21 protein-coding genes, 1 tRNA gene and 1 riboswitch are annotated in these 25096 nt (G+C 66.6%); of the genes, 5 read left to right on the top strand and 17 right to left on the bottom strand.

The genetic code is table 11. The features are described from left to right. The 5 genes from LRP66_RS17445 to rimP all read right to left on the bottom strand — a co-directional run. The coding region (locus LRP66_RS17445; protein WP_230483871.1) for a translation initiation factor IF-2 associated domain-containing protein at nucleotides 1-533 on the bottom strand (533 nt) is incomplete at its 3' end. Beyond that, nucleotides 530-1333: a DUF448 domain-containing protein gene (locus tag LRP66_RS17440; RefSeq protein ID WP_443026713.1), complete on the bottom strand. Its 804-nt coding sequence runs from the start codon at nucleotides 1331-1333 to the stop codon at nucleotides 530-532. The genes LRP66_RS17445 and LRP66_RS17440, both read right to left, overlap by 4 nt. Continuing rightward, nucleotides 1314-1550 carry a tautomerase family protein gene (locus LRP66_RS17435; RefSeq protein ID WP_230483870.1) on the bottom strand — a complete coding sequence of 79 codons (237 nt, stop codon included), beginning with the start codon at nucleotides 1548-1550 and terminating at the stop codon, nucleotides 1314-1316. The genes LRP66_RS17440 and LRP66_RS17435 overlap by 20 nt, the downstream gene beginning before the upstream one ends. Further along, nucleotides 1550-3169: a transcription termination factor NusA gene (nusA, locus tag LRP66_RS17430; RefSeq protein ID WP_230483869.1), complete on the bottom strand. Its 1620-nt coding sequence runs from the start codon at nucleotides 3167-3169 to the stop codon at nucleotides 1550-1552. Before nusA ends, LRP66_RS17435 begins: the two co-directional genes overlap by 1 nt. Beyond that, the gene (gene rimP, locus LRP66_RS17425) at nucleotides 3169-3747 is read right to left on the bottom strand and encodes a ribosome maturation protein RimP (RefSeq protein WP_230483868.1); all 579 of its coding nucleotides are present in this window, start codon (nucleotides 3745-3747) and stop codon (nucleotides 3169-3171) included. The genes nusA and rimP overlap by 1 nt, the downstream gene beginning before the upstream one ends. Nucleotides 3748-3921: 174 nt before the next feature. On the opposite strand from rimP, the gene LRP66_RS17420 reads away from it, so the two are divergent. Beyond that, complete coding sequence (locus LRP66_RS17420) at nucleotides 3922-5127, top strand: PQQ-dependent sugar dehydrogenase (RefSeq protein ID WP_230483872.1); 1206 nt, start codon at nucleotides 3922-3924, stop codon at nucleotides 5125-5127. Between the two features lie 120 nt (nucleotides 5128-5247). Beyond that, nucleotides 5248-6528 (top strand): ROK family transcriptional regulator, encoded by a 1281-nt coding sequence (locus tag LRP66_RS17415; RefSeq protein WP_230483867.1) that lies wholly within the window; start codon nucleotides 5248-5250, stop codon nucleotides 6526-6528. Nucleotides 6529-6722: 194 nt separating this feature from the next. Here the strand turns inward: LRP66_RS17415 and LRP66_RS17410 are convergent, their stop codons facing one another. Next, nucleotides 6723-8147 carry a sugar porter family MFS transporter gene (locus tag LRP66_RS17410; RefSeq protein WP_230483866.1) on the bottom strand — a complete coding sequence of 475 codons (1425 nt, stop codon included), beginning with the start codon at nucleotides 8145-8147 and terminating at the stop codon, nucleotides 6723-6725. Between the two features lie 175 nt (nucleotides 8148-8322). Next, the gene (locus tag LRP66_RS17405) at nucleotides 8323-9390 is read right to left on the bottom strand and encodes a LacI family DNA-binding transcriptional regulator (RefSeq protein ID WP_230483865.1); all 1068 of its coding nucleotides are present in this window, start codon (nucleotides 9388-9390) and stop codon (nucleotides 8323-8325) included. 110 nt (nucleotides 9391-9500) lie between these two features. Then, nucleotides 9501-9611: riboswitch (SAM-I-IV-variant riboswitch) on the top strand. Nucleotides 9612-9659: 48 nt separating this feature from the next. Between LRP66_RS17405 and LRP66_RS17400 the strand changes: the two genes are divergently transcribed. After that, nucleotides 9660-10712: a threonine aldolase family protein gene (locus tag LRP66_RS17400; protein ID WP_230483864.1), complete on the top strand. Its 1053-nt coding sequence runs from the start codon at nucleotides 9660-9662 to the stop codon at nucleotides 10710-10712. Between the two features lie 78 nt (nucleotides 10713-10790). Here LRP66_RS17400 and LRP66_RS17395 read toward each other — a convergent pair whose 3' ends face one another. The 9 genes from LRP66_RS17395 to LRP66_RS17355 form a co-directional block, all read right to left on the bottom strand. Then, on the bottom strand, nucleotides 10791-11129 hold the full coding sequence (locus LRP66_RS17395) for a hypothetical protein (RefSeq protein ID WP_230483863.1): 339 nt from the start codon (nucleotides 11127-11129) through the stop codon (nucleotides 10791-10793). 46 nt (nucleotides 11130-11175) lie between these two features. Next, complete coding sequence (locus tag LRP66_RS17390) at nucleotides 11176-11712, bottom strand: OmpA family protein (protein ID WP_230483862.1); 537 nt, start codon at nucleotides 11710-11712, stop codon at nucleotides 11176-11178. Between the two features lie 133 nt (nucleotides 11713-11845). Then, nucleotides 11846-12922 carry an AI-2E family transporter gene (locus LRP66_RS17385; protein ID WP_230483861.1) on the bottom strand — a complete coding sequence of 359 codons (1077 nt, stop codon included), beginning with the start codon at nucleotides 12920-12922 and terminating at the stop codon, nucleotides 11846-11848. A 238-nt stretch (nucleotides 12923-13160) separates the two neighbouring features. Further along, nucleotides 13161-17675 carry a glutamate synthase large subunit gene (gltB, locus tag LRP66_RS17380; protein WP_230483860.1) on the bottom strand — a complete coding sequence of 1505 codons (4515 nt, stop codon included), beginning with the start codon at nucleotides 17673-17675 and terminating at the stop codon, nucleotides 13161-13163. Beyond that, nucleotides 17675-18154 carry a hypothetical protein gene (locus tag LRP66_RS17375; protein ID WP_230483859.1) on the bottom strand — a complete coding sequence of 160 codons (480 nt, stop codon included), beginning with the start codon at nucleotides 18152-18154 and terminating at the stop codon, nucleotides 17675-17677. Before LRP66_RS17375 ends, gltB begins: the two co-directional genes overlap by 1 nt. Beyond that, entirely contained in the window at nucleotides 18151-18447 is a 297-nt protein-coding gene (locus LRP66_RS17370) for a hypothetical protein (RefSeq protein ID WP_230483858.1), read from the bottom strand. Before LRP66_RS17370 ends, LRP66_RS17375 begins: the two co-directional genes overlap by 4 nt. Further along, nucleotides 18444-19895: an NAD(P)-dependent oxidoreductase gene (locus tag LRP66_RS17365; RefSeq protein ID WP_230483857.1), complete on the bottom strand. Its 1452-nt coding sequence runs from the start codon at nucleotides 19893-19895 to the stop codon at nucleotides 18444-18446. The genes LRP66_RS17370 and LRP66_RS17365 overlap by 4 nt, the downstream gene beginning before the upstream one ends. A gap of 153 nt (nucleotides 19896-20048) precedes the next feature. Next, the gene (locus LRP66_RS17360; protein WP_230483856.1) at nucleotides 20049-20858 is read right to left on the bottom strand and encodes an undecaprenyl-diphosphate phosphatase; all 810 of its coding nucleotides are present in this window, start codon (nucleotides 20856-20858) and stop codon (nucleotides 20049-20051) included. Between the two features lie 84 nt (nucleotides 20859-20942). Continuing rightward, on the bottom strand, nucleotides 20943-21875 hold the full coding sequence (locus LRP66_RS17355) for a complex I NDUFA9 subunit family protein (RefSeq protein ID WP_230483855.1): 933 nt from the start codon (nucleotides 21873-21875) through the stop codon (nucleotides 20943-20945). Between the two features lie 104 nt (nucleotides 21876-21979). Here LRP66_RS17355 and LRP66_RS17350 point away from each other — a divergent pair. Further along, nucleotides 21980-22066: transfer RNA gene (locus tag LRP66_RS17350), tRNA-Leu, on the top strand. Between the two features lie 90 nt (nucleotides 22067-22156). Next, a complete protein-coding gene (locus LRP66_RS17345; RefSeq protein ID WP_329959302.1) occupies nucleotides 22157-23704 on the top strand; it encodes a site-specific integrase in 1548 nt (515 codons plus the stop codon). A gap of 126 nt (nucleotides 23705-23830) precedes the next feature. Here the strand turns inward: LRP66_RS17345 and LRP66_RS17340 are convergent, their stop codons facing one another. Next, the gene (locus tag LRP66_RS17340) at nucleotides 23831-24664 is read right to left on the bottom strand and encodes a hypothetical protein (protein ID WP_230483853.1); all 834 of its coding nucleotides are present in this window, start codon (nucleotides 24662-24664) and stop codon (nucleotides 23831-23833) included. Nucleotides 24665-25096: the final 432 nt, after the last annotated feature.

Here is a 25096-nt window from a genome sequence, read left to right as displayed (position 1 = left end):
GGCGTCACCGAGATGGTCGGCGCATCCTGCGTCGGCTCGGCCTGCGCGACCGGCTCGGCGGCGGGCGTCGGCTCGGATGCGGGTTCAGGCGCCGGTGCGGGTGCGGCGGCAACCTCGGCGGCGGCACGCGCACGCTCTTCGGCCCGGACCCGCTCGTCCTCGGCGCGCTGCTGACGCTCGGCATCCTCGCGACGGCGCGATTCCTCCTGCATCGCCAGGCGCTGTTCCTCGGCCTCGCGCAGCAGGCGGGCCTGACGCTCCTGCGCCGTCTCGTTCGACGGCACCGGACGCGACGGGGCCACCGGCGCGGCAGCCACGGGGGCCGCCGGAGCCGGGGTCGGCGCAGGGGCGGCCACCTCGGGGGCGGCGCCACCCTGCGGGCCAAGGACGCGACGGCGCTTCGTCTCGACGATCACGGTGTTCGAGCGGCCGTGGCTGAAGCTCTGCTTCACCTTGCCGGTCTCGACCGTGCGCTTCAGCCCCAGGGGCTGGCGCATTCCGAGTTTCGGCTTGTCGTTGTCGGTCTCGCTCACTCAAAATCCTCGTGTACGGTCACGGCCGTTCGGTCACCGGTAATGTCGGACGCCGATGCGCCTTGCGAGGCCGTTTCGCAAGGCGTTGCCACAGGGTCGGGTCCGATAAAATGCAGCCAGCGGTCGAGCGCTTCGCTCACCCGCTTTGCCGCGTTACGATCTGTCAGGCCGATGTGTACCACATTTTCGCGGCCCAACGCCAATGACAATATGGGGCGTGTGGCGGGCAGTGCCAACCCCTTGAGATCGGAACCTTCACGCCCCGATCCCACGCGCCACGCCTGCGCCAGCTTGCGGCACCCGTCCTCGCCCGCGTCGGACGCATGATAGAGCGCGTGCAACTGTCCCGAGCGCGCCGCCGTCGCGATCTTGTCCGATCCCGTCAGCAACATGCCCGAGCGCGATTCGAGCCCCAGCCGGTCGAGCGCGTTACGCTCCAGCGCGGCGGTGATGAGGTCGGGCAGGTCATCCGGGATCGAGAACTCGCCCGTCTTGAACGCGCGCGCCAAGCCCCCCTTCAACCGCCCCTTCTGGATGGCGGTTTCCAGCTCGGCGCGGGTCACGCCGATCCAGCCGCCCCGCCCCGGCGCCTTCGCGCGGACATCGGGCAGCACCCGCCCGTCGGGCGCGAGCGCCAGACGGATGAGGTGCGGGCGCGCGTCATGCTCGCCCGACAGGATGCAGCGGCGGACCGGCCCGTCGATCGATTCGCGCGCCGCCTTCGCCGAGTCCCGAAAGCTCCGACCCTTTCTGGCCGGAGCCGCGTTTACGCCAGCCGGCTCATTGTCCCGGTTCCGCATGCGCGTCTCCCCGGGATTGAGCGGTGGGGGCATCACGGTCGGCGATCAATTGACCGCCCGCACCGTAATTTTCGGTGGAGACCTCCTCGATCACGATCTGGACAGCGGCCGGGTTCTTGCCCAGCCGCTCCACCAGCGAACGAGTCACGTCGGCGACGATCTCCGCCTTTTGCTGCTTGGAGGCGGTGCCCGCCAGACGGATCGAGACGAACGGCATCAGGCTTCGTCGCCCTCCGCGTCGGCCGCTTCGGCGGCCACGGGTTCGTCCTCATCGGTGAACCAGTGCGCACGCGCGGCCATGATGATCTCGTTACCCTGCTCGTCGCTGAGCCCGTATTCGGCCAGGATGCCGCCCTTGGGCGCAGGACGCGGGGCATCGTCGCCACGACGACGCGGCTCGGCGCGCTTCTTCTCGACCAGCTCGTCGGTCGCGAGATCGGCGAGATCGTCGAGCGTCTTGATGCCCGCCTTGCCCAGCGTAACCAGCATCGCCTCGGTCAGATACGGCATTTCGGCCAGCGCGTCCTCGACGCCCAGGCCACGACGCTCGTCACGGGCGGCCTGTTCGCGGCGGTCCAGCGCTTCCTGCGCACGGCTCTGCAGCTCCTGCGCCAGGTCCTCGTCGAAGCCCTCGATCGCGGCCAGCTCGTCGAGCTCGACATAGGCGACCTCTTCCAGCGCGCCGAAGCCTTCGGCGACCAGCAGCTGGGCCAGCGTCTCGTCCACGTCCAGCTCGTTCTGGAACATCTCGGAATTCGCGACGAACTCCTTCTGGCGCTTCTCGGAGGCATCGGCCTCGGTCAGGATGTCGATCGCCTTGGCGGTCAGCTGGCTGGCCAGCCGGACATTCTGGCCGCGACGACCGATGGCGAGGCTGAGCTGATCGTCGGGAACGACGACCTCGATACGGTCCTCCTCCTCGTCGATCACGACGCGGCTGACGTTCGCGGGCTGGAGCGCGTTCACCACGAAGGTCGCGGTGTCGGGCGACCAGGGGATGATGTCGATCTTCTCGCCCTGCATCTCCTGCACGACGGCCTGCACGCGGCTGCCCTTCATGCCGACGCAGGCGCCGACGGGATCGATGCTCGAATCGTGCGAGATCACGCCGATCTTGGCGCGGCTGCCCGGATCGCGCGCGGCGGCCTTGATCTCGATGATGCCGTCATAGATTTCGGGCACTTCCTGCGCGAACAGCTTCTTCATGAAGTCGGGATGCGCGCGGCTCAGGAAGATCTGCGGGCCACGGTTCTCGCGGCGCACGTTCAGGATCAGCGAGCGGATGCGGTCGTTCACACGGACGACTTCGCGCGGGATCTGCTGGTCGCGGCGAATCACGCCCTCGGCGCGGCCCAGATCGACGACGATGTGACCGAACTCGACGCGCTTGACGACGCCGGTGATGATCTCGCCCTGGCGGTCCTTGAACTCATCGAACTGACGGTCGCGCTCGGCATCGCGGACCTTCTGGAAGATGACCTGCTTGGCCGCCTGCGCCGCGATGCGGCCGAATTCGATCGGAGGCAGCGGGTCGACGATGAAGTCGCCGATCGCGGCACCCTTTTGCAGCTTCTCGGCACCCTTAAGGTCGATCTGCTTGTAATAGTCGTCGACCTGCTCGACCACCTCGACGACGCGCCACAGGCGCAGGTCGCCCGAGTTCGGATCGAGCTTGGCGCGGATGTCGTTCTCGGCACCGTAGCGGGCGCGGGCGGCGCGCTGGATCGCGTCCTCCATCGCCTCGATGACGATGCCCTTGTCGATCATCTTTTCCGAGGCGACCGCATTCGCGATCGCGATCAGTTCCGCCTTGTTGGCGGAAATGGCGGTAGCCATCAGTGCCGTCCTTCCGTGGTGGCGCCGTCCTGTTCGGGCGCGTCCTGATAATAAACCTCTTCCGCGCCCTGGGTGGACAGCGGCACCGTCGCGGCGATCAGCCGGTCGGTCATGACGAGCTTGGCGTCCTCGATCGCGGCGAAGGGCAGTTCGTGGCGAACCTCCTCCCCGTCGACGATGACGACATTGTCGCCCTCCACCCCGGCGAGATCGCCCTTGAACTGCTTGCGACCGTTCAGCTTCTCGGCGAGCGTGATCCGCGCCTCATGCCCCGCCCAGTCGGCGAAATCCTTCAGCCGGGTCAGCGGGCGGTCGATACCGGGCGAGGACACCTCCAGCCGGTACGCATGGTCGATCGGGTCGCGGCCCTGCTCCTCCAGCGCGTCCATCACGTCGGAGATGCGGCGCGACAGGTCGGCGCAGTCGTCGATGTTGAGCTGGCGCGTATCGGGACGCTCGGCCATCACCTGCAGCGTGGGGTCCGACGTGCCGCCATACATCTTCACGCGAACGAGCTCGAAGCCGAGCGCCTTGGCCTCGGGTTCGATGAGTTGCGTCAGAAGGGCGATATCCGCCATGAAAGCTCCAGATGTGCCGGTGCGCTGCCGCGGAACCCGTCCCGCAGCCTCTTTCACCCGACGATGTAAGAGAATGGCGCAGTCTATACACATGAACCGCCGACGAAACAAGCATCCCTGTCGAAGCGTTGGCGGCCCATCGGGCCGGTCAGGGGCCCTCCGGGAGAGATGATGATGAAACTGCCGTTGCTCGCCGCCTTGCCGGTGGCCCTTATCGCCTGTTCGGGCAACGGCCCCGCGCCCGACGAAAGCGGCGCCAATCCGCCCGTCGCGGTGACGCCCGGCGCCACCCCGTCGCCCTCCCCCTCGGCCACGACCGCGCCGCCCGCCACGGTGGTGGACGGCCAGCCCTTCGGCCGAACCGTGATCGCCGATTTCGATGCGCCCTGGGCGATGACCTTCCTGCCCGACCGCCGGATGCTGGTCACCGAAAAGGACGGCCGGATGCTGCTGGTCAGCGCGGATGGACAGGCACGCCAGACGATCGCGCGGATCGCCGTCGATTCGGCGGGCCAGGGCGGCCTGATGGATGTCGTCCTCGCGCCCGATTTCGCGCAGAGTCGGCATGTCTATTTCAGCTATTCCGCCGCGGCGCAGGGCGGCAAGCATGTCGTGCTGGCGCGCGGCACGTTGCAGGAAACCAACGGCGCCGCGCAACTGACCGGGATCGAAACGCTGTGGGGCGCGAGCCCCGCCGTCACCGGCGACGGCCATTATTCGGGACGCATCGCCTTTTCCCCCGACGGCCAATATCTGTTCTTCACGGCGGGCGAGCGGCAGAAATTCACGCCCGCCCAGGATCCCAAGGCGACGTTGGGCAAGGTGCTTCGCCTGACCCCGGACGGCAAGCCCGCGCCCGGCAATCCGCTGGCGGCGCAGGGGTCCGATCCGGCGGTCTGGACCTATGGCCATCGCAACCTGCTCGGCATCGCCTTCGATTCGGCGGGCAATCTGTGGGAGCAGGAAATGGGGCCGAAGGGCGGCGACGAGCTCAACCTGATCCTGCCCGGCCGCAATTATGGTTGGCCCAACGCCTCGAACGGCAGCAATTACGACGGCAGCGACATTCCCGATCATCGTCCGGGCGACGGCTATGAGGCGCCCAAGGTCTGGTGGAATCCGGTCATCTCGCCCGGCGGACTGATGATCTATTCGGGATCGATGTTCCCGCAGTGGCGCGGCGACGCCTTTATCGGCGGGCTGTCGAGCAAGTCGCTGGTCCGCGTCGACCTGAACGGCACCAGCGCGACCAAGGGCGACCAGTGGGACATGGGCGCCCGCATCCGAGAGGTCGAGCAGGGCCCCGACGGCGCGATCTACGTGCTGGAGGATGGCGGCGACTCGCAGGGGCGGCTGATCCGCCTCACCCCGGCGGGCTGAACGACCGCTTCGACCGCGCCGCCCCGGCTTCGCGACCGGGGCGGCGAGATTGGTCGGACAATTCACTTGACCGGCGCAACCGGCACGCCGATCCTTTCGGCGGAGGAAGATGGGCGGAATATGTTCGCTCCACCATCGGGAGAGACGAACGTCATGCCATCGCCGTCACGCTTGCCGCCGCCCGGTCGCACGCGAACCGTCGAGGTGCATTCGCGCGATGCGCGGCTGTCGCGCGGATTGTCGGGCACCAATCTCGAGCGGGCCGGCGACTATAATCTTCGCACCGTCCTGCAGGTCATCCGCCTCCATCGCGAGACGACGCGGATCGCGATCGCCAACCAGACCGGACTGACCCCGCCGACGATCGCCAACATCACCGGACGACTGACCGAGATGGGGCTGATCCGCACCGCCGGACGGCTGCACCAGGGGCGCGGCCAGCCCGCGCTGAAGATCGAACTCTGCCCCGACGGCGCGTTCGGGATCGGCCTGACCATCGACCGCGACCATCTGGCCATCGCGATCCTCGATCTCGCCGGTGCGGTCCGTGCGCGCGCGACGCGGGAAATCGGTTTCGCCAGCCCCGACGGCGTGCTCGCCTTCATCCGCGACACGCTGGACACCGCGCTGGCCGAGGGCGGCGTGGATCGCACGCGCGTCGTCGGGGTCGGCGTGGCGATGCCCGACGGTGTCGACCGCTCACTGCCCAATCAGACCCAGGGATACGACGCCTGGGTCGGGGTCGATCTGGAGACGCTGCTCACGCCGCTGCTGCCCTGGCCGATCCACCGCGACAACGACGCCGCCGCCGCCGCGCTGGGCGAGGCGCAATATGACCAGGATTTCGAGTGTCCCAGCTTCTTCTACCTGCTGATCACGGCGGGTCTGGGCGGCGGGCTGATCATCGACCGCAACTATCATCGCGGCGCGCATCGTCGCTCGGGCGAAATCGGGTTGATGCCCGATCCGACCGCGGGGCGGCCGGGCGCGGTGGTGCAGGACACGGTGTCGATCGCGGGGCTACAGGTCCGGCTGGCGGCGGCGGGCTACACGCTGGAATCGCCCGAGACCCTGGGCGAGCGTGACGATCCTGGGCTCGCCGCCGTGCTCGACCAATGGGTGGTCGATTCGATCGCCTCGCTGACCCAGCCCTTCGTCGCGGTCACCACGCTGTTCGATCCGCACGCCATTTTGATCGGCGGCCGCCTGCCGCCAGAGATACTACGGCGTCTGGCCGAAGGACTGGATCAGGCGATCGGGGGCATCGAGCTGCCCGCCCGCCCGGTGATCCGCCCGGCCCACACCGCGCAGGACGCGCCGTCGATCGGGGCGGCGATGCTGCCGTTCATGGACCGGCTGTTGCCGTCGGATTCGATCCTGATCCAGGCCGGGCGGGGCTAGGGTCCGATCGATCGTCGTCCCGGCGAAGGCCGGGGCCTCTGGCGGCTCGTCTCCCGCCTCCCTGGCGGATCCCGGCCTTCGCTGGGGTGACGGCTGGTCCCTCCGCGGTGTCTCTTCCCGCGCCATCCGCAAAAAAGGGCCCGCCTCCCTCACGGAAAGCGGGCCCCCAAGGCATCTCACGTAACCGGGGGCTATCAGCCCGCCATGTCCTCCAACTCACGACCGCGCGTTTCGTTGACCATCGCGCGGACAAAGAAGAACGAGGCCGCCGCGAAGAAGGCATAGCCGAAATAGGTGACGCTCAGGCCCGGCGACACGGCGAGCGCCGGGAAGCTGACCGAGATCGCCGCATTGGCGATCCACTGCGCGAAGCCCGACACCGCCAGGCCCGAACCGCGAATCTGGTTCGGGAACATCTCGCCCAGCATGACCCACATCACCGGGCCCCAGCTCGCGTTGAAGAAGATGACGTAGAGGTTCGCCGCAACCAGCGCGATCAGGCCGTTGTTACCGGGCAGGCTCACGCCGCCGGTCGGACCGGTGACCGCGGTCGAGAAGGCATAGGCGACGATCGCCAAGGTCACCGCCATGCCCGCCGAGCCGATCAGCAGCAGCGGCTTGCGGCCGATCCTGTCGACGGTCGCGATGGTGAACAGGCAGGCGCCGATCGACAGCACGCCCGACAGGATGTTGGTCTGAAGCGCGTAATCCTCCGAGAAGCCGACCGCTTCCCACAGCGTCGCGCCATAATAGAAGACGACGTTGATGCCGACGAGCTGCTGGAAGATGGCGAGGCCGATACCCGCCCACAGGATCGGACGGATCTTGCCGGTGGTCTTGTCGACCAGATCGGACAGCTTGGGCTTGTGGTGGTCGGCGGCGAGGCTGGCGCGGATCTCGCCGACCTTGCGGGTCGCCTCGGCCTGGCCGAACAGCTTGGTCAGGACGGTGTGCGCCTCGGCATCGCGGCCCTTGGCGACCAGGAAGCGCGGGCTTTCCGGGATGATCGACAGCGCCGCGAAATAGATCGCCGCCGGAATCGCCTGAAGCCAGAACATCCAGCGCCAGGCGGGATAGCCCATCCAGAATTCGGCGGTCGAGCCACCGGCATAGCGGGCCAGCGCGAAGTTCGCGACGAAGGCACCGGTCAGGCCGGTGATGATCATCACCTGCTGAAGGCTCGACAGACGGCCGCGAATCGCGGCGGGCGTCACTTCGGAGATGTAGACGGGCGAGATCACGCTCGCCGCACCGACGCCCAGGCCGCCGATGATACGCGCGAAGATGAAGATGCCCGAGCTGCCCGCCGCACCGGCCAGCAGCGCGCTGACCAGGAACAGCGCGGCGGCCAGCATCATGACGTTGCGACGACCGATCGCATCGGCCAGACGCCCCGCACCGAAGGCGCCGATCGCCGAACCGACCAGGATCGCGCCGACGTTGACGCCGATGCCCAGGCGACCGAGCGCGAAGGCGGCCTCCAGTCCCTTCTGGGTGCCGTTGATGACCCCCGAATCATAGCCGAACATGAAACCGCCGATGGTCGCGACGGCGACGATCGCGGTGATGAAACCATGATTGACGCTGCCAGCGTCCAATCCCCTTGTCTTGTCGGTCACCTCGGGCCCTCTCCTGATCCGTGAATGGCGTCTTCGCCTATCGCCACGGGTAAGTCGTGTCACCGGCGCAATATGCCACCGGCCATCAATGGTAACGCTATCTTAAAACATCGCGCCGTCAAGCGTGCGCATCGGGGCGCGATCCCGCGTTGCGACGGATGGCGCGCGGCGATGATCAGACCTCTCGCGGGCGTCGACGCGGCGCGGCGTCGGACTGGCGCCGGATCAGGCTGTAATCGAGCATCCGGTGCGGGGCGGCGTCGCCGCTCTTCTGCCGGATGACCGTCGCCATCATCTCCACCGCCGCGCGCGCCATGTCGGCGATCGGCTGGTGGATGGTGGTCAGCTCGGGCCAGATCGTCGTCGATAGCGTGGTGTCGTCGAAGCCGCAGACGGTCAGGTCGCTCGGCACGTCCAGTCCGCGCCGATGCGCCACCGCGACGCTCGCCGCCGCCATGTCGTCGTTGGACGCGATGATCGCGGTCGGCGGCTCGGCGAGATCGAGCAACCGCTCGGCGGCATCCAAGCCGGAGCGGTAGGTATAAAGGCCGGGCGCCACCAGATCCTCGTCGAACGGCACCCCGACCGCGTCCAGCGCGGCGCGGAAGCCTTCGTAGCGGCGCGCGCTCGCGGTCAGATTGGGGTTGCCGCAGATGAAGCCGATCCGGCGATGGCCCAGGGTCATGACGTGGCGGGTCATCTCCTCGGCCGCGGCGCGGTCGTCGATCTGCACCGCCATCGTCGTGTCGGGCATGTCCTCGGGCGCGCGGCCGGTCGCCACCACGACCGAGGGGACCCCCGCCTCGCGCAGCAGCGACAGCACCGCCTCCGCCTCGCACAGGGGGGGTGGCAGGATCACGCCGTCGATGCCGCCCGCGATCAGGTGACGTGCGACCTCCACCTCGTGATCGCCGATCTCGCATTTCTCGACCACCATCTGCACGTCGAGGCGCGACGCCTGGTCGAGCGTGCCGAGCAGGAACTCGCTGAGAAAGCCCTGGCTGGGGTTGCTGTAGAGCATGCCGATACGGATCTGCGCCGCCCCGGCCAGGCTGCGCGCGGCGGGATTGGGGGCGTAGTTGAGCTGCGCGATCGCCGCCTCCACCTTTTCACGGGTGGTGGGGCGGACATTGGCCTCGTTGTTGATTACGCGCGAAACGGTCATCAACGAAACACCGGCGGCGCGGGCGACGTCACTGATCGTGGGAGCGCTGCTACCGCGGCGCGAAGTCCTGATGCTCATGCTCCTGTGCTTCCACCTTTCGGCCGCGATACGCAATGCTTTGCGATCGTTTCTCTAGGGGGGCGACCATGGTGGCGCTTGATTCCGGGACGCGCGGCCGCTAGGGGGCGCCTCAGCATCAAGAGTCGGGCCGTCGCCCGGCACCAACCTGCCCCCCGGCAAGGTGGTGCCTCTCCGATACGGAGGGGGATGTGGCCAGACCGGCAACAACGGGACGATCAGCCACTCACCCTTCGATCCGACTCGCCGAACAGGACGAAGGATTTGTGATGGACGTGGCCCCCCAGCAATTCGCGAGCGACAATTACGCGGGCATCTGTCCCGAGGCCTGGGCGGCGATGGAAGAGGCCAATCGCGGCTATGTCCCCGCTTATGGCGAAGACCCCTATACCGACCGCGCCGCCGACGCCTTCCGCACGCTGTTCCAGACCAAGTGCGAGGTGTTCTTCGCCTTCAACGGCACGGCGGCCAATTCGCTGGCGCTGGCGGCGCTCTGCCAGAGCTATCACAGCGTGATCTGTTCGGCCTCGGCGCATGTCGAGACCGACGAGTGCGGCGCGCCCGAATTCTTCTCCAACGGATCGAAGCTGCTGGTCGCGCATACCGATGACGGCAAGCTGACCCCCGATGCGGTCCGCGCGCTGGCGACCGGCCGCTCGGACATCCACTTCCCCAAGCCCCGCGCGGTGACGATCACCCAGCCGACCGAGACGGGCCAGGTCTACAGCCTCGCCGAGATCCACGCGCTGTCGGCGGTGTGCCGCGAGCTTGGGCTGCGGCTCCACATGGATGGCGCGCGCTTCGCCAACGCCTGCGCCGCGCTGGGCTGTTCGCCCGCCGACATGACGTGGCGCGCGGGCGTCGACGTGCTGTGCTTCGGCGGCACCAAGAACGGCATGGCGGTCGGCGAGGCGATTCTGTTCTTCGATCCCGTGCTGGCGGAGGATTTCGACTATCGCTGCAAACAGGCGGGACAGCTGGCGTCCAAGATGCGCTATCTCGCCGCGCCGTGGATCGGGATGCTCGACAGCGGCGCCTGGTTGTCCAACGCCGCCCACGCCAACGCCTGTGCCCAGGCGCTGGCCGCGCGTGTCGAGGGGCTTCCCGGCATCGCGCCGATGTTCCCGGTCGAGGCGAATGCGGTGTTCCTCAGCGCGCCCGCCACGGTGCTGGAGGCGCTTCGCGCGCGTGGCTGGCGCTTCTATACCTTCATCGGTGGCGGCGCGCGCTTCATGTTCGCCTGGGACGCCGATCCGGCGCGGGTCGGGCAACTGGGCGACGATATCGCGGCGGTCGCGGTGGAGGCGTTGCAGGCGGCCTAGGGGCCGATCGACATTCAACCATGCCTGTCCATCCCTCGCCCCTCGTAGAGGGGAGAATAAGCTGAATGCCGATCGGCCCTAGGCAAGCGTCAGGCGGTCGAGCCAGGCCCGGGCCTGGTTGGGTTCCCCGACCGCTTCGGGTCCGACCGGCCCGCGCGATGCCAGGAATTCCGCATGGAGGTCGAACGGCGGCAGGCCGAGCTGTTCGCGGGCGGCATCGATCGCCTCGCCCATCTCGGTCAATCGCGCGACCGTCGGCGCCGCGGCGGCACGCGCCACCTTGTCCCTGCGGTGGTCGAACAGCCCCCATTTGCCCGCCGCCGTGGTGCGCAGCGCGGCGATCAGCGTGTCGCGATAGTCGTTTTCCATCTCGGCACGATGCGCGTCGAGGCGAGCAAGTCGATCAGCCTTGGCCATCCGTGCGCTGTAGTGGTCGCGGGCGCCGCCGACAATCGCACGTCGATCAGATGGCGGGATCCAGTTCGATCTCCACCCGGCGATTGCGGGCGCGGCCCGCGCTGTCGTCGCTGCCATCGGGATGCGCGTTGGGGGCGATCGGCCGAGTCTCGCCCAGCGCGATGACCGTCATGTCGGCGCGGTTCAGGCCCTTCTTCGCCAGATAGTCGCGCACGGCATCGGCCCGGCGGCGCGACATGCGGCGATTGGCCGCGTCGTCGCCCTCGCTGTCCGAATGACCGCGCAAGGTGATGCGGCTGGCCTTCGCCGCCGGATCGGCCGCCAGCCGGTCGAGCGCGGCCCGCGCGTCGCGGTCCAGCGTCGCGCCGCCCTGCGGGAAGCCGATGACCACCGCATTCCCGGTGGCGGCGGATCGCGCATCGGGGGTCGCCGGGACGGAGGGAGACGGTGCCGGGATCGGCAGTTCGACCGAGCTTCCATGCGCCCCCGCCGCACGGGCGACCGCCGGATCGCGCGAATCGCATCCGGCCGTTGCCAGCGCGAGCCCCGTCAGTGCTGAAAGGCCCACCGATCGAATCCGCATTCCCAACCCCCTGCTCGGCCTGACCGGTCCGCCCAGGGCCGAACCATAGGCAGCGGATCGCGGCCACGCAAACCGCGCGATTCCGGGAGCATAGGCCATGCCGCGAAGACCCCGGTCAGGCGCCCTTTTCGGATCAGGATCCATCCGCTGGCGGGGCGACGCCGCGCTGTTCGGTCAGGATGCGCCACCCCGCCAGGAACAGGGCCGCCACGACCGGGCCGACCACGATCCCGCTGAGCCCCAGCACCTCGATCCCGCCAAGCGTGGTCAGCAGCACGATCCAGTCGGGCAATCCGGTGTCGCGTCCGACCAGGATCGGACGCAGGATATTGTCGGCCAGCCCGATGACCAGCACGCCCGAGGCGACCACCACCGCCCCCTGCCAGATCGCGCCGGTGGCGAGCAGATAGAGCGCGACCGGTCCCCAGATGATCGCTGGACCGATTGCGGGCAGCAACGCCGCGATCGCCATGAGGACGCCCCAGAGCAGCGCGGCCGGCACGCCGACGATCCAGAAGGTGATCGCGCCCAGCGCTCCCTGCACCAGCCCGACGATCACCGACCCCTTGATCGTGGCGCGCACCACCGCGACGAAGGTGTCGACCAGCCGCCCGGCGACCTGCGGATCGAGCGGCAGCGCGCGCACGAATCCGGGGCCCAGCCGGTCGCCGTCGCGGATCAGGAAGAAGGCGACATACAGCCCGACGCCAAAGGCGAGCGCGAAGGCGAAGGCGTTGCGCCCGATCGACAGAGCCTGGGTCGCGATCTGGCTGACGCTGCTGCTCAGCGTGCGCGAGACGCGCTGTTGCAGCCCCTCGAAGCTGTCGATGCCCGACTTGTCCATCGCCTGGCGCAGGCGGCCGGGCAGCGCGTCGCGGATCTGCTGGAAATATTGCGCGAAGTCGATCTGCCCGCTGCGCATCTTCATATAGACGCCGGAGGCCTGGTCGACGACCATGCTGCCGATCAACAGCGTCGGCACCACCACCGCGAAGGTGATGATGAGCATGGTGAGCCCCGCCGCCGCGTTGCGTCGCCCGCCGGTCTTGGTGAGCAGCCACTGGAACAGCGAGCGGAACAGGATCGCCGCCAGCGCCGCCCAGAGCAGCGCGACCAGAAAGCCCGAAATGACCGTGATCAGGCCGATGGTGACGAGTGCGAGGAAGAGGATGAATCCCCCACGCTCTATCCTCTGCCGGTCGATGGTCATCCTGCCCTCCCCAATTCGCATCGCGCCCCAACCGTCACGGTGACGGAACGGTTCCGTGATATGGGTTAGGGTGATGACGGGAATGTCATGGATTCGAGCGCGGTGACCCACACGCCCCCCGCTCCGTTCAGCCTGAGCGAAGGTGGGAATGGCGTCGTTCCTCCCCCGCAAGGGCAGGTGGCAGCCCGAAGGGCTGACGGAGGGGTGTCACCGCCCGCGATGACACCCCTCCACACTCTCACTCCGCCGCCACCGCCTCGACGCTGTCGTCGAGCGGATGGGCCAGGCGGGTCAGCATTTCCTTCGGACAGACCTGCCAGAAATGCCCGGCGACCCGGTCCCAATCCTCGAGCAGGCCCTTCGACCATTTGCTGTCGGTGCGGTCGGCATGTTCGGCGATCAGGTCGCGGAGCACCCCTTCCCAATGCGCCGAGGCCAGACGCTGCCACACGATATTCTCGGGGTTGGCGCGGCGGGCGAAGCGTTCCTCGGGGTCGTAGATGAAGGCCATGCCGCCGGTCATCCCCGCGCCGAAATTCGCGCCCGTCTCACCCAGCACCACCGCGATGCCGCCGGTCATATATTCGCAGCCATTGGCGCCGCAGCCCTCGACCACCACGGTCGCGCCGGAATTGCGCACCGCGAAACGCTCGCCCGCCTGGCCCGCCGCGAACAACCGGCCCGAGGTCGCGCCGTAGAGCACGGTATTGCCGATGATGGTGTTCTTCTGGCTGGCCAGCGGCGAGCTGACCGCCGGGCGCACGATGATGGTGCCGCCCGACAGGCCCTTGCCGACATAGTCGTTGGCATCGCCGAACACTTCCAGCGTCACGCCCTTGCACAGGAACGCGCCCAGCGACTGGCCCGCCGACCCGCGCAATCGCACGGTGACATGCCCGTCGGCCAGCTTGCTCATGCCGAACTTGCGGGTGATCTCCGACGACAGCCGCGTGCCGACCGCGCGGTGCGTGTTGCGCACCGAATAGGTCAGCTGCATCTTCTCGCCGCGCGAGAAGACGGCGCTCGCGTCCTTGATGATCTGCGCATCCAGGCTGTCGGGCACTTCGTTGCGGAAGGTCGACAGGCTGAACCGCCGCTCGGCATCGGTCGCATCGACCTTGGCCAGCACCGGATTGAGGTCGAGATCGTCGAGATGCTCGGCCCCGCGGCTGACCTGACGCAGCAATTCGGTCCGCCCGATCACCTCGTCCAGCGAGCGGACGCCCAGGCGCGCCAGGATGTCGCGGACTTCCTCGGCGATGAAGGTCATCAGGTTGATGACCTTTTCCGGCGTGCCGGTGAACTTGGCACGCAGCCGCTCGTCCTGCACGCAGACGCCGACCGGGCAGGTGTTCGAATGGCACTGGCGCACCATGATGCAGCCCATCGCGACCAGCGACAGCGTGCCGATGCCGAACTCCTCGGCACCCAGGATCGCGGCGATCACGATGTCGCGACCGGTCTTCAGGCCACCGTCCGCCCGCAGGCGGATACGCCCGCGCAGGCCGTTGAGGGTCAGCGTCTGGTTGACCTCCGACAGGCCCATTTCCCACGGCGTCCCGGCGTACTTGATCGAGGTCTGGGGCGAGGCGCCGGTGCCGCCGACATGGCCCGACACCAGGATGACGTCGGCATGCGCCTTGGCCACGCCCGCCGCGACCGTGCCGATGCCCGCCGAGGAGACGAGCTTCACGCAGACGCGCGCGCGCGGGTTGATCTGCTTGCAGTCATAGATGAGCTGCGCGAGATCCTCGATCGAGTAGATATCGTGGTGCGGCGGCGGCGAGATCAGCGTCACGCCGGGCGTCGCGTGGCGCAAGCGGGCGATGAACTCGGTCACCTTGAAGCCGGGCAGCTGCCCGCCCTCGCCGGGCTTGGCGCCCTGTGCGACCTTGATCTCGATCTCGTCGCAGGCGTTCAGATATTCCGCCGTCACGCCGAAGCGACCGCTCGCGATCTGCTTGATCGTCGAATTGGCGTTGTCGCCATTGTCGTAGGGCTGGTAGCGCAGCTTGTCCTCGCCGCCCTCGCCCGACACGGCCTTCGCGCCGATCCGGTTCATCGCGATGGCCAGCGTCTCATGCGCCTCGGGTGACAGCGCGCCCAGCGACATGCCCGGCGTCACGAAACGCTTGCGGATCTCGGTGATCGCCTCGACCTGATCGACCGGCACGCCTTCCGAGGGGAAGTTGAACTGGAGCAGGTCGCGCAGATAGACCGGCGGCAGGTCGCCGACCCCGCGCGCGAATTGCAGATAGGTCGAATAGCTGTCGGTCGCGACCGCCGTCTGCAACAGGTGCATCAGCTGCGCCGAATAGGCGTGCGTCTCACCGCCGTCGCGCTGGCGATAGAAACCGCCGATCGGCAGCGTCGCGACATGCTGGTCCCAGGCCGCCTCGTGCCGGACCATCGCCGAGTAATGGAGCGAGTTATACCCCTCGCCCGAAATCTTGGCGGGCATACCGGGGAACAGGTCGTTGACCAGCGCGCGGGACAGGCCGACCGCCTCGAAATTATAGCCACCGCGATAGCTGGAGATCACCGCGATCCCCATCTTCGCCATGATCTTGAGGAGGCCATCCTCGATCGCGGTGCGATGGTTGGTCAGGCACTGCTCGATGCTCATGTCGCCGAACAGGCCACGGCCATGCCGGTCGACGATCGCGGCTTCGGCCAGATAGGCGTTCACCGTGGTCGCGCCGACGCCGATCAGCACCGCATAATAATGCGTGTCGAGGCACTCGGCCGAGCGCACGTTGATCGACGCATAGCTGCGCAGGCCCCGGCGGACGAGATGCGTATGCACCGCCGCCGCCGCCAGCACGCCCGCGATCGCGACGCGGCCTTCGGAGACATGCTCGTCGGTCAGGAACAGCTCGGACCGGCCCTCGCGCACCGCCTGCTCGGCCTGGTTGCGGATACGCTGGATCGCGGCGCGAAGACGGTCGGGACCGCCGTCGGCCTCGAAGGTGCAGTCGATTTCCGCCGCCGAGCGGCCGAAATGGGTCTTCAGCCGGTGCCAGTCGGCGCCGGTCAGGACCGGGGACGGCAGGACCAGCACCCGCTCGCGCCGATCCTCGGTGTCGAGGATGTTGGCGAGATTGCCGAACCGGGTCTTGAGCGACATCACATAGCGTTCGCGCAAGCTATCTATCGGCGGGTTCGTCACCTGCGAGAAATTCTGGCGGAAGAACTGGCTGATGAGGCGCGGCTTGTCGGAGATGACCGCCAGCGGCGTGTCGTCGCCCATCGAGCCGATGGCTTCCTTGCCCCCCTCGGCCATGGGCGACAGGATCAGCTCCATATCCTCCATGGTCTGGCCTGCCGCGACCTGGCGCCGCAGCATTTCGCCGCGCGGCATCCGCACCAGCGCCTGTTCCTCGGTGGGCGCGGGCAACTGGTCCATGGTCAGGAACTCGCCGATCATCGCGGCATAGTCCTGCTCGCCCGAAATCTGGTCCTTTATCGCGCGGTCGTCGTAGAGCTTGCCCTGCGCCAGATCGACCGCGATCATCTGCCCCGGTCCCAGACGGCCCTTGGCGGTGATGCTCGCCTCCGGCACGACGACCATGCCGCTTTCCGACCCGACGATCAGCAGCCCGTCGGCGGTCAGCGTGTAGCGCAGCGGGCGCAGCGCGTTGCGGTCCATGCCCGCCACCGCCCAGCGGCCATCGGTCATCGCCAGCGCGGCGGGGCCGTCCCACGGCTCCATCACGGAGGCGAGATACTGGTACATCTCGGCATGGGCCTTGGGCGTGTCGAGGTCCTTTTGCCACGCCTCGGGCACCAGCATCAGCTTGGCGGTCGGCGCGTCGCGCCCCGACCGGCAGATCGCCTCGAACACCGCATCGAGTGCGGCGGTATCGGACGCGCCCGCCGGGATCACCGGCTTGATGTCCTCCGAATTGTCGCCGAACGCGATACTGGCCATGCGGATCTCGTGGCTGAGCATCCAGTTCTTGTTGCCACGGATCGTGTTGATCTCACCGTTATGCGCCAGGCAGCGGAAGGGCTGCGCCAGCCACCATTGCGGGAAGGTGTTGGTCGAATAACGCTGGTGGAAGATCGCGACGCGGCTCTCGAACCGATGATCCTGCAGGTCGGGATAGAAGACCGACAGGCTCTCGGCGAGGAACAGCCCCTTGTAGATGATCGAGCGGCAGGACAGCGAACAGATATAGAAGCCGCTGATCTGCGCCGCGATCACCCGCTTCTCGATCCGCCTGCGGATCAGATACAGGTTCTTCTCGAACTCGGCGGCATCGACCTCGTCGGGCATCGGCCCGGCGATCATGATCTGCTCGATCTCCGGCCGTGTCGCCTGCGCCTTCATCCCGATGACCGACACGTCGACCGGCACCTGACGCCAGCCATAGATGGTGTAGCCCGCCTCGATGATGACGCTCTCGACGATGGTGCGGCAGGTCTCCTGCGCGCCCAGATCGGTGCGCGGCATGAAGATCATGCCGACCGCCAGCCGGTTGGGCAGGACCTTGTGGCCCGATGCCGCGATGGCATCGTCGAAGAAGCGGTGCGGCAGGTCGACGTGCAGGCCCGCACCGTCGCCGGTCTTGCCGTCCGCATCCACCGCGCCCCGGTGCCACACCGCCTTCAACGCGTCGATCGCCGACTGGACGACGCGGCGCGAGGGCTGGCCGTCGGTGGCCGCGACCATGCCGACGCCGCACGCATCGCCCTCGAACTCGGGGCGGTACATGCCATGCTCGGCGAGATATTGGCGCTGGTCGGTCATCACTTCAGCCCTTCCTGGCGAAGATGAAAAATGGTGCGGCGGGTTGCCGCGATCAGATCGGGAAGATCGGTCCAGGCGCGATTGGCCCTTTGAGCCTGCGCCACCGGATCGACCGGGTAGTCATGGACAAGAATGTTGCGCGTCACGCTCAGCTCGATCCAGCGATCGGCACTGGCGATTCCCCCTATCGCCTCGACCCGACGAAACTGGTTCTGCGCAGACAGGCCGGCGATCGTCTCGCCCGACAGGAACAGCAAACCCCGGAACAGCTTGCGCGCCGTCAGATCGTAGGTCTGTTCGTACATACGAAGCAACGCGTGCAGCCGTTCGCGCGGATCGTCGTCCCATGTTCGCAGGGCCGACGGATCGACCGGAAGGCGATCCGCCATCCGCGCCATCAACCGTTCGAGGTGATCGGTCAGCGCCTCCGCTGCCCGCACCGCCTCGGTCGTGGCCTCCATCACTTCGTCACGGGTCACAGCACGATCCCCTCGCGATGCGCGGCACGGTCGATCCACCGCTGCGGCCGCCCACGCGCCTCCACCACTACGTCAAGCTGTTCCTCGTCGAGCGCCTTCCACAGCGCCGTGCGGAACCGCACCTCGTGATGGATGTCCGCCCGGTCGGGGCTGGCTTCGATATGCAGGTCGATATCGCCGCCCCGGGCCTGATCGTCGACACGGCTGCCGAACAGGCGAACCACCGCATCACCGCCAAATGCCTCGACGGCGGCGGCCTTGATCGCCGCGATCATCGGCGGTGACAGCCTCACGCCGCCACCTTCTCACGCGCGCCGGTCTTCGCCCGCGCCTTCAACCACTGGTGCATCGCCTTGGCCACGTCGCGGCCGTCGCGGATCGCCCAGACCACCAGGCTCGCCCCGCGCACGATGTCACCGGCGGCGAACACGCCGTCCAGGCTGGTCATCAGCGTGCGGCCGTCGACCAGCACCGTGCCCCAGCGGCTGACGCCCAGCTCGGCGGTGCCAAACAGGCTCGGCAGGTCCTCGGCGTCGAAGCCCAGCGCCTTGATGACCATGTCCGCGTCCAGCAGGTGATCGGCACCCGGCTCGGCCTCCGGCGCGCGACGGCCGCTCGCGTCGGGCGGACCCAGCCGCATCTTCGCGGCGCGGACGCCGGTCACCGTCTCCCCCCCCTCGAAGCCCAAAGGTGCGGAGAGCCAGACGAACTCGGCGCCCTCCTCCTCCGCATTGGCGACTTCGCGCTGCGAGCCCGGCATGTTCGCCCGGTCGCGGCGATAGAGGCACTTCACCGACTTGGCGCCCTGGCGGATCGCGGTGCGGACGCAGTCCATCGCGGTGTCGCCGCCGCCGATCACGACGACATTCTTGCCCTCGGCATTGAGCGAGCCGTTCTCGAACGCCTCGACCGTGTCGCCGAAGCTCTTGCGATTGGACGCGGTCAGGTAATCGAGCGCGGCGATCACGCCGTTCGCGCCCGATCCGTCCACATCGACATTGCGCGCTTTATAGACGCCGGTCGCGATCAGCACCGCGTCATGGCGGCGACGCAGGTCCTCCAGCGTCGCATCCTCGCCCACCGAGAAGCCCTCGTGGAAGACGATGCCGCCCGCCTTCAACCGCTCGACGCGGCGCATGACCACCGGCTTTTCCAGCTTGAAGCCGGGGATGCCATAGGTCAGCAGCCCGCCCGCCCGGTCATGCCGGTCATAGACATGGACCTCGTAACCCGAGACGCGCAGATATTCCGCCGCCGTCAGGCCCGCGGGCCCCGCGCCGATCACCGCGACCGACTGGCCCCGCTCGGGCCCCGGCACCAGCGGCTCGACCCAGCCCTCTTCCCAGGCGGTGTCGGTGATGAACTTCTCGACCGATCCGATCGTGACCGCGCCGTGCCCCGAAAACTCGATGACGCAATTGCCCTCGCACAGCCGGTCCTGCGGACAGATGCGGCCGCAGATCTCGGGCATGGTCGAGGTGCTGTTGGACAGCTCATAGGCTTCACGCAACCGCCCCTCGGCGGTCAGGCGGAGCCAGTCGGGGATATGGTTGTGGAGCGGGCAGTGGACCGAGCAATAAGGCACGCCGCATTGCGAGCAGCGCCCGGCCTGATCCTCCGCCGCTGGTGGCGCATAGCGTTCGGCGATCTCGCGGAAATCCTCCGCGCGCACCTCTGCGGTCCGCTTGGCCGGATAGGCCTGATCACGGCCGACAAATTTCAACATAGAATCGTTCGCCATATGCGCCTCCGAGGAGCCGGATATTGCGCGAACGGCCCTATGTCACCTCGAAATCGACACATAGGACACAAAGGCTGCCCTATTAAACGCTCAATCCATCGTCCAGCCCCGCCTATTGCGATCTATCCGCAATAAAATAGGTCCGATGCGATATCAATGCATGGTGAGCAGCGCGAGCGCGATGCCGCCGGCGACGATTCGATACCAGGCGAACGGCCCGAAACCATGTTTGCCGACGATCCCGACGAACCAGCGCACCACCAGCAGCGCGACGACGAACGCCACGATAAAGCCGATCGCGATCTCCAGCGGACCGACGCTGTTCCCGGCGCGCATGGCGTCCATATGCCCCGCCGTCTCGACGACGCTGGCGCCCAGCATGGTCGGAATGGCGAGGAAGAAGCTGAATTCGGCCGCCGTGCGCCGCTCGACGCCCAGCGTCAGCGCGCCCAGGATCGTCGCGCCCGAGCGGCTGACGCCCGGAATCATCGCCAGACACTGAAGGAAGCCGACGCCGAGCGCGGTCCTGGCCGGAACCGCCGCGATGCCGCGCGTCGTACCGGGCTTGACCAGCCGCTCGATCACCAGGATCGCGACGCCGCCGACGATCAGCGCGACCGCCACCACCTTGGGCTGGAGCAGCAATGCCTCGATATGCTTCTTCGCGAGTACGCCGATGACGGCGGCGGGAATGAAGGCGATCAGCAGGTTGCGCACGAAGCGGATCGAACCGGGATCGCGCTTGGCCAGTCCGACCAGCACCGTCCAGAAGGTCCGCCAGTACAGGACGACGACCGCCAGGATCGCACCGAGCTGGATGACGATGTTGAACATCTGCCACCGCGCATCGTCATAGCCGAGCAGCGCGCCCGCCAGGATGAGGTGCCCGGTGGAGGATACCGGCAGGAATTCGGTAACCCCCTCGACAATGCCAAGAATGATGGCGGCTATCAGATCGTTCACGCGAGTCCCCAAATGCTAAAGCCCCGCCGCCATAGGGCGACGGGGCTGTCGGCGAAACGATAAAGACGATGACGGTGGGACGGTTCAGGCGGCCAGCGTCTCGGTCCGTCGCCCGAAGCGACCCGACTTGCGGAACCGCACCAGATAGTCGGGCGCGACCGCGGCGAGCGGCTCGGGCGTGATGCCGAGCGCGGCCAGCCCCTGCGCCCCGGCGGCGACGACATTGTCCTGCTGCAGCATCAGCCACTGGTCCCAGCTGATCGGCGACCCCGGCACCCGCGCGAGCAGGGCGCCGGCAAAGTCCGGCAGCTCGACGAAGTTGGGCTTGCGGCCCAGCGTCTTGGCGATCCAGCGGATCAGCTCGCCCATCGAGATGACGTCGGGGCCGCCCAGCTCATAGGTGTGGCCGCCATGCGTCTCGGGATCGCGAAGCGCCGCCGCCACCGCCTCGCCGACATCGCCCGCGAACACCGGCTGGAACTTCACGCCCGCGCGCAGGATCGGCACGATCGGCGCCGAGACCATGCCCGCGAAACGGTTCACGAACTGGTCCTCGCGCCCGAACACGATCGAGGGGCGCAGGATCGTGGCGTTGGGGAAGGCCTGGCGCACCGCCGCCTCACCCTGGCCCTTGGAACGCGCATAGGCCGCCGCGCCCTGCTCGTCCGCGCCGATCGCCGAGACATGGACCAGCGCCTCGACGCCCGCCTTGCGCGCGGCCTCCGCGACGGACCGCGCGCCGTCGACATGGATGCGCTGCATGTTGCCGCCCATCACGCCGACCAGATTGACGACCGCGTCGGCCCCCTCGACCGCGCGCGCCACCGTTTCGGGCCGGGCGATATCGACCGCGACGAATTGCGTCTGGCCGAGCCCGCCCTGGGTCCGCAGGAAGTACGCCTGGCGAGGATCGCGCTGCGCCACACGCACGCGCGTACCGTCACGCATCAGTTCCCGCGCGACATAGCGGCCCAGAAAGCCCCCGCCGCCGATCAGCGTCACCAGCTTGTTCGTCATGACCGTCCTTATCCGCCAGATTTTTTGTGCACCGCCCCTTTGCCCCGCAAAAAAGCCGTTGACAAGGATTCAAAGCCTCCCCTAAAGGCGCGGGCCTACCCCGTGCCCAGATGGCGGAATTGGTAGACGCACCAGCTTCAGGTGCTGGCGATCGCAAGGTCGTGGAGGTTCGAGTCCTCTTCTGGGCACCATTTTGTCCTAGGCCCTGAAAAGCCTAGGAATTAGCGGAAATCTAAGGCTTTTTACAAGCGTCTAGTACAAAGGTACGAGGACGAAAGCCTATGTGTTCCTACCTCCACCGCGCTCCGAACGGGGTCTATTACTTCCGCATGGGGATACCGGCGGACCTGCGCCCCTTCATGGCTGGCAAGCGGGAGATTAAGCGGTCACTCGGTCTTAAGGACCGGGAAGCGGCGAAAGCCCTCATCCCTGACATGACGAAGACGGCCCATGCTCTGCTCAAGCAAGCTGAGCGGGATAAGGCCGCTTCGATCCCTGCCCCTGTCATTGCCCCCAAGCCGGCCTCCCAGATCGAACGGGAGCGGAGGCAATGGGAGTACGATCAGGAACAGACTGACCATGCAGCCGATGCCAACTTCACTGCTGACATGGAAGCTGAGGCCCTAGGCCCGATCATAGATGCGCTAGCCGAGGGTATCGAACCCGATGCCTCCCCTGCTGAGATAGCTAGGGCTGCCCGTCGGCTAATCGTAGATGAGCGGGAGAAGGCTGGGTTAGACCGGGATGCCCTGCTTGCGTCCGTAGTGGCCCGCTACAACAAGGTTGCTCGCGCATCGGGAAGCGAAAATCAGGCCGTTGAGTACCCCGATCATGGCAGGGGCATTTACCTAGATACTGATATCCTCGACGGTTGGGCCGCTGAGCGTAAGCCGTCGCCCCGTGGCAAGGATGCCTATTGGCGGGATGCCAAGCTGTTCAATTCCATGATGGGCCGTAAGTCCGTCGAGCTAATCACCAAGGCCGATGTGATGGCCTACAAGCGCAAGCTGATAGCGGACTCTGCCCGTTCTCAGGTCAATGTACGGGATCGGCTGGCCTACTTGCGGACCCTGCTAGAGTGGGCGGCTCAAGAGGATATCGTACCCGTCAACGTGGCCCGTGACGTTAAGATCGCTGTGACGGAACGGGGAGAGAAGCGGAAAGACTTCTCTACCGATGACCTCAATGCCCTGTTCGCTGGCCCGGTTCATGCCAAGGGCGAACGGCCTAAGGGCGGATATGGTGAGGCTGTGTACTGGATGCCCCTGCTAGCCCTGTTCATGGGAGCTAGGCGGGAAGAGATAGGCCAGCTTCGGGTGCAAGATGTGCGGCGAGAAGCCTACATAGACGATGACGATAAGCGGCAAGAGGTATGGTGTATCGACATTACAGATACGCCGGATGACGATGCCTTGCCTAATCAGATCAAGAATGAGGCTAGCAATAGGCTTGTGCCGCTGCATCCCAAACTGATCGAGCTAGGGTTCATTAAATATGTGAATAAGCTACCAGATCAGACAGGCCGCGTATTTCCCGGCTTGAAAGCTGTAGGCATTGGCAAGAAACTAACCGACAAGGTAGGCCAGTGGTTCAGCCGGTATAAGCGAGATTGCGGGATAGAGGATAATGCTAAAGTCTTTCACTCATTCCGCCATACATGGAAAACCCATGCCGTAGATGCCGGTATTCCTGAGCGGGTATGCAGACAATTCCAAGGGCATGAAGGTAAAGACGCTGCGGATAAGTACGGGGCAGCTCCATCTATGCGAGTAATGGTAGCGGCTATTGCATCTTATCGGGTGCCGGGGCTGGTCATTCCCAAGCCTTGAACGGAACGGACATACAGATACCCGAAAACGCCCCGCTCAGCCCCCGTCAGGAGTCGATTGGATGCGGTCGGGTATCTGTAGGCCGGGATAAGCTATCGCCTCTCAGCGACTCTCCTAGGCCGGTTCTCAGGCATTCGGGCCGAGCGGTACGCCAGCCTCACGGCGAGCAGCTTCCCCGGTCGGGGCAACTCGGATGCCATATTCGGTCTGCATATAGGCCACGTCCCCTACTGGGGTGCCATGCGAGCGACGGGCCGCGTCCCCGGTCTGAGCTACCCGGATGCCGGTCGGCCCCTGCCCGCCCTGATAGGGATCATAGCCGGTCATGCTCTGCCCCACCTGAGGGCCGGTAGGAGCCTGCGAGACGAGGGTATAACCGGTTGGACCCTGTACCCATTGCGGACCCGTTGCCGGTGCCTGAGGGGCGGCTGAGGGAGCCTGAGCGGCAGGGCTGGGAAGGCCATTGAAGCCGAACGAGCTATTGGCCGTCTGACCCGGTGCCAGCGTGGAGGCGTCGGGAACATCGGGGGTTTCGGCAAAGGCTTCTGCCGTGCTGCCTAGCGCATCATTGATAGTCCAATTAGCGGCATCGGCTTCGGACACTTCACCCTTGCTGATAGCCAGCGCCTTAGCATCCTCAAGGATCATAGGGGCAAGGCCATCAAGGCAACTGTCATCCCCGATGTTATTGTACTCGGTAAGCGCCTTGTCATAGAGAGCTACCGTAGCATCATCGCTATTGTGAATAAGATCAACGGCAAGATGCAGCGTATTTCCCATAGCAGGAACACGGGCAATGAAGCCATCAATAGCATTCTTGTAGGCGATATTGGCAGGATAGCCCTTTGCCAATTCAGCCGTAGCGGCTTGCTGTACAGTGCGGGGATTGTGGCCGTGTACAGCGATCAGGGATAAAGCCGCCTTGACCTTGATGGCCTGACGGGGAGTTAGCGCGGTCATGTGGTTTCCTTAGGCATTGAGTGGCGGGACGTGGCCAATGGTCAACACTGGCGGGATCGACCCTGAGCGGACGCAAGCTACCAGCCAGCGGTAGGCATCCTTGAAGCGGTCGGAGTTGAGGTAGGGACGGCCTGCGACTTCCCAGAGCGCATGAACCTCAGCGGCCATACGGCGGGCTATACCTTGGGCATCCTCTGGCAGGTCGTAGAGTGCAGGGATTACGGCCCGGTCGGATAGCTGGGGCCATCCGGCTTCATGCTCGATAGCTTGCCGGGATAGCAGCACGGCCAGCCCTGCGGCCTCATCGGGGATAAAGGCGGAAGCTAGAGCCGGATTAGGCCAATCCTTCATCAGCCATTGAGTAGCCCCTAGTTTTCTAGACGCCTTGAGCCATCAAAGCCTGCTGCCGTTCGAACTCGACGGGCGACAGCA

Origin of the sequence: Sphingomonas sp. Leaf21, assembly GCF_916858675.1 — a bacterium.
GTDB lineage: Bacteria > Pseudomonadota > Alphaproteobacteria > Sphingomonadales > Sphingomonadaceae > Sphingomonas.
This window is presented reverse-complemented; position numbering and strand designations above follow the sequence as displayed.

What these genes read in the sequence shown, in the direction of transcription:
- LRP66_RS17440 (WP_443026713.1), bottom strand. Translation starts at nt 1,333, where the DNA reads ATGCGGAACCGGGACAATGAGCCGGCTGGCGTAAACGCGGCTCCGGCC.
- LRP66_RS17405 (WP_230483865.1), bottom strand. Translation starts at nt 9,390, where the DNA reads ATGAGCATCAGGACTTCGCGCCGCGGTAGCAGCGCTCCCACGATCAGT.
- LRP66_RS17385 (WP_230483861.1), bottom strand. Translation starts at nt 12,922, where the DNA reads ATGACCATCGACCGGCAGAGGATAGAGCGTGGGGGATTCATCCTCTTC.
- LRP66_RS17355 (WP_230483855.1), bottom strand. Translation starts at nt 21,875, where the DNA reads ATGACGAACAAGCTGGTGACGCTGATCGGCGGCGGGGGCTTTCTGGGC.
- nusA (WP_230483869.1), bottom strand. Translation starts at nt 3,169, where the DNA reads ATGGCTACCGCCATTTCCGCCAACAAGGCGGAACTGATCGCGATCGCG.
- LRP66_RS17400 (WP_230483864.1), top strand. Translation starts at nt 9,660, where the DNA reads ATGGACGTGGCCCCCCAGCAATTCGCGAGCGACAATTACGCGGGCATC.
- LRP66_RS17415 (WP_230483867.1), top strand. Translation starts at nt 5,248, where the DNA reads ATGTTCGCTCCACCATCGGGAGAGACGAACGTCATGCCATCGCCGTCA.
- LRP66_RS17345 (WP_329959302.1), top strand. Translation starts at nt 22,157, where the DNA reads ATGTGTTCCTACCTCCACCGCGCTCCGAACGGGGTCTATTACTTCCGC.
- LRP66_RS17340 (WP_230483853.1), bottom strand. Translation starts at nt 24,664, where the DNA reads ATGACCGCGCTAACTCCCCGTCAGGCCATCAAGGTCAAGGCGGCTTTA.
- LRP66_RS17390 (WP_230483862.1), bottom strand. Translation starts at nt 11,712, where the DNA reads ATGCGGATTCGATCGGTGGGCCTTTCAGCACTGACGGGGCTCGCGCTG.
- LRP66_RS17435 (WP_230483870.1), bottom strand. Translation starts at nt 1,550, where the DNA reads ATGCCGTTCGTCTCGATCCGTCTGGCGGGCACCGCCTCCAAGCAGCAA.
- gltB (WP_230483860.1), bottom strand. Translation starts at nt 17,675, where the DNA reads ATGACCGACCAGCGCCAATATCTCGCCGAGCATGGCATGTACCGCCCC.
- LRP66_RS17420 (WP_230483872.1), top strand. Translation starts at nt 3,922, where the DNA reads ATGAAACTGCCGTTGCTCGCCGCCTTGCCGGTGGCCCTTATCGCCTGT.
- LRP66_RS17395 (WP_230483863.1), bottom strand. Translation starts at nt 11,129, where the DNA reads ATGGCCAAGGCTGATCGACTTGCTCGCCTCGACGCGCATCGTGCCGAG.
- LRP66_RS17365 (WP_230483857.1), bottom strand. Translation starts at nt 19,895, where the DNA reads ATGGCGAACGATTCTATGTTGAAATTTGTCGGCCGTGATCAGGCCTAT.
- rimP (WP_230483868.1), bottom strand. Translation starts at nt 3,747, where the DNA reads ATGGCGGATATCGCCCTTCTGACGCAACTCATCGAACCCGAGGCCAAG.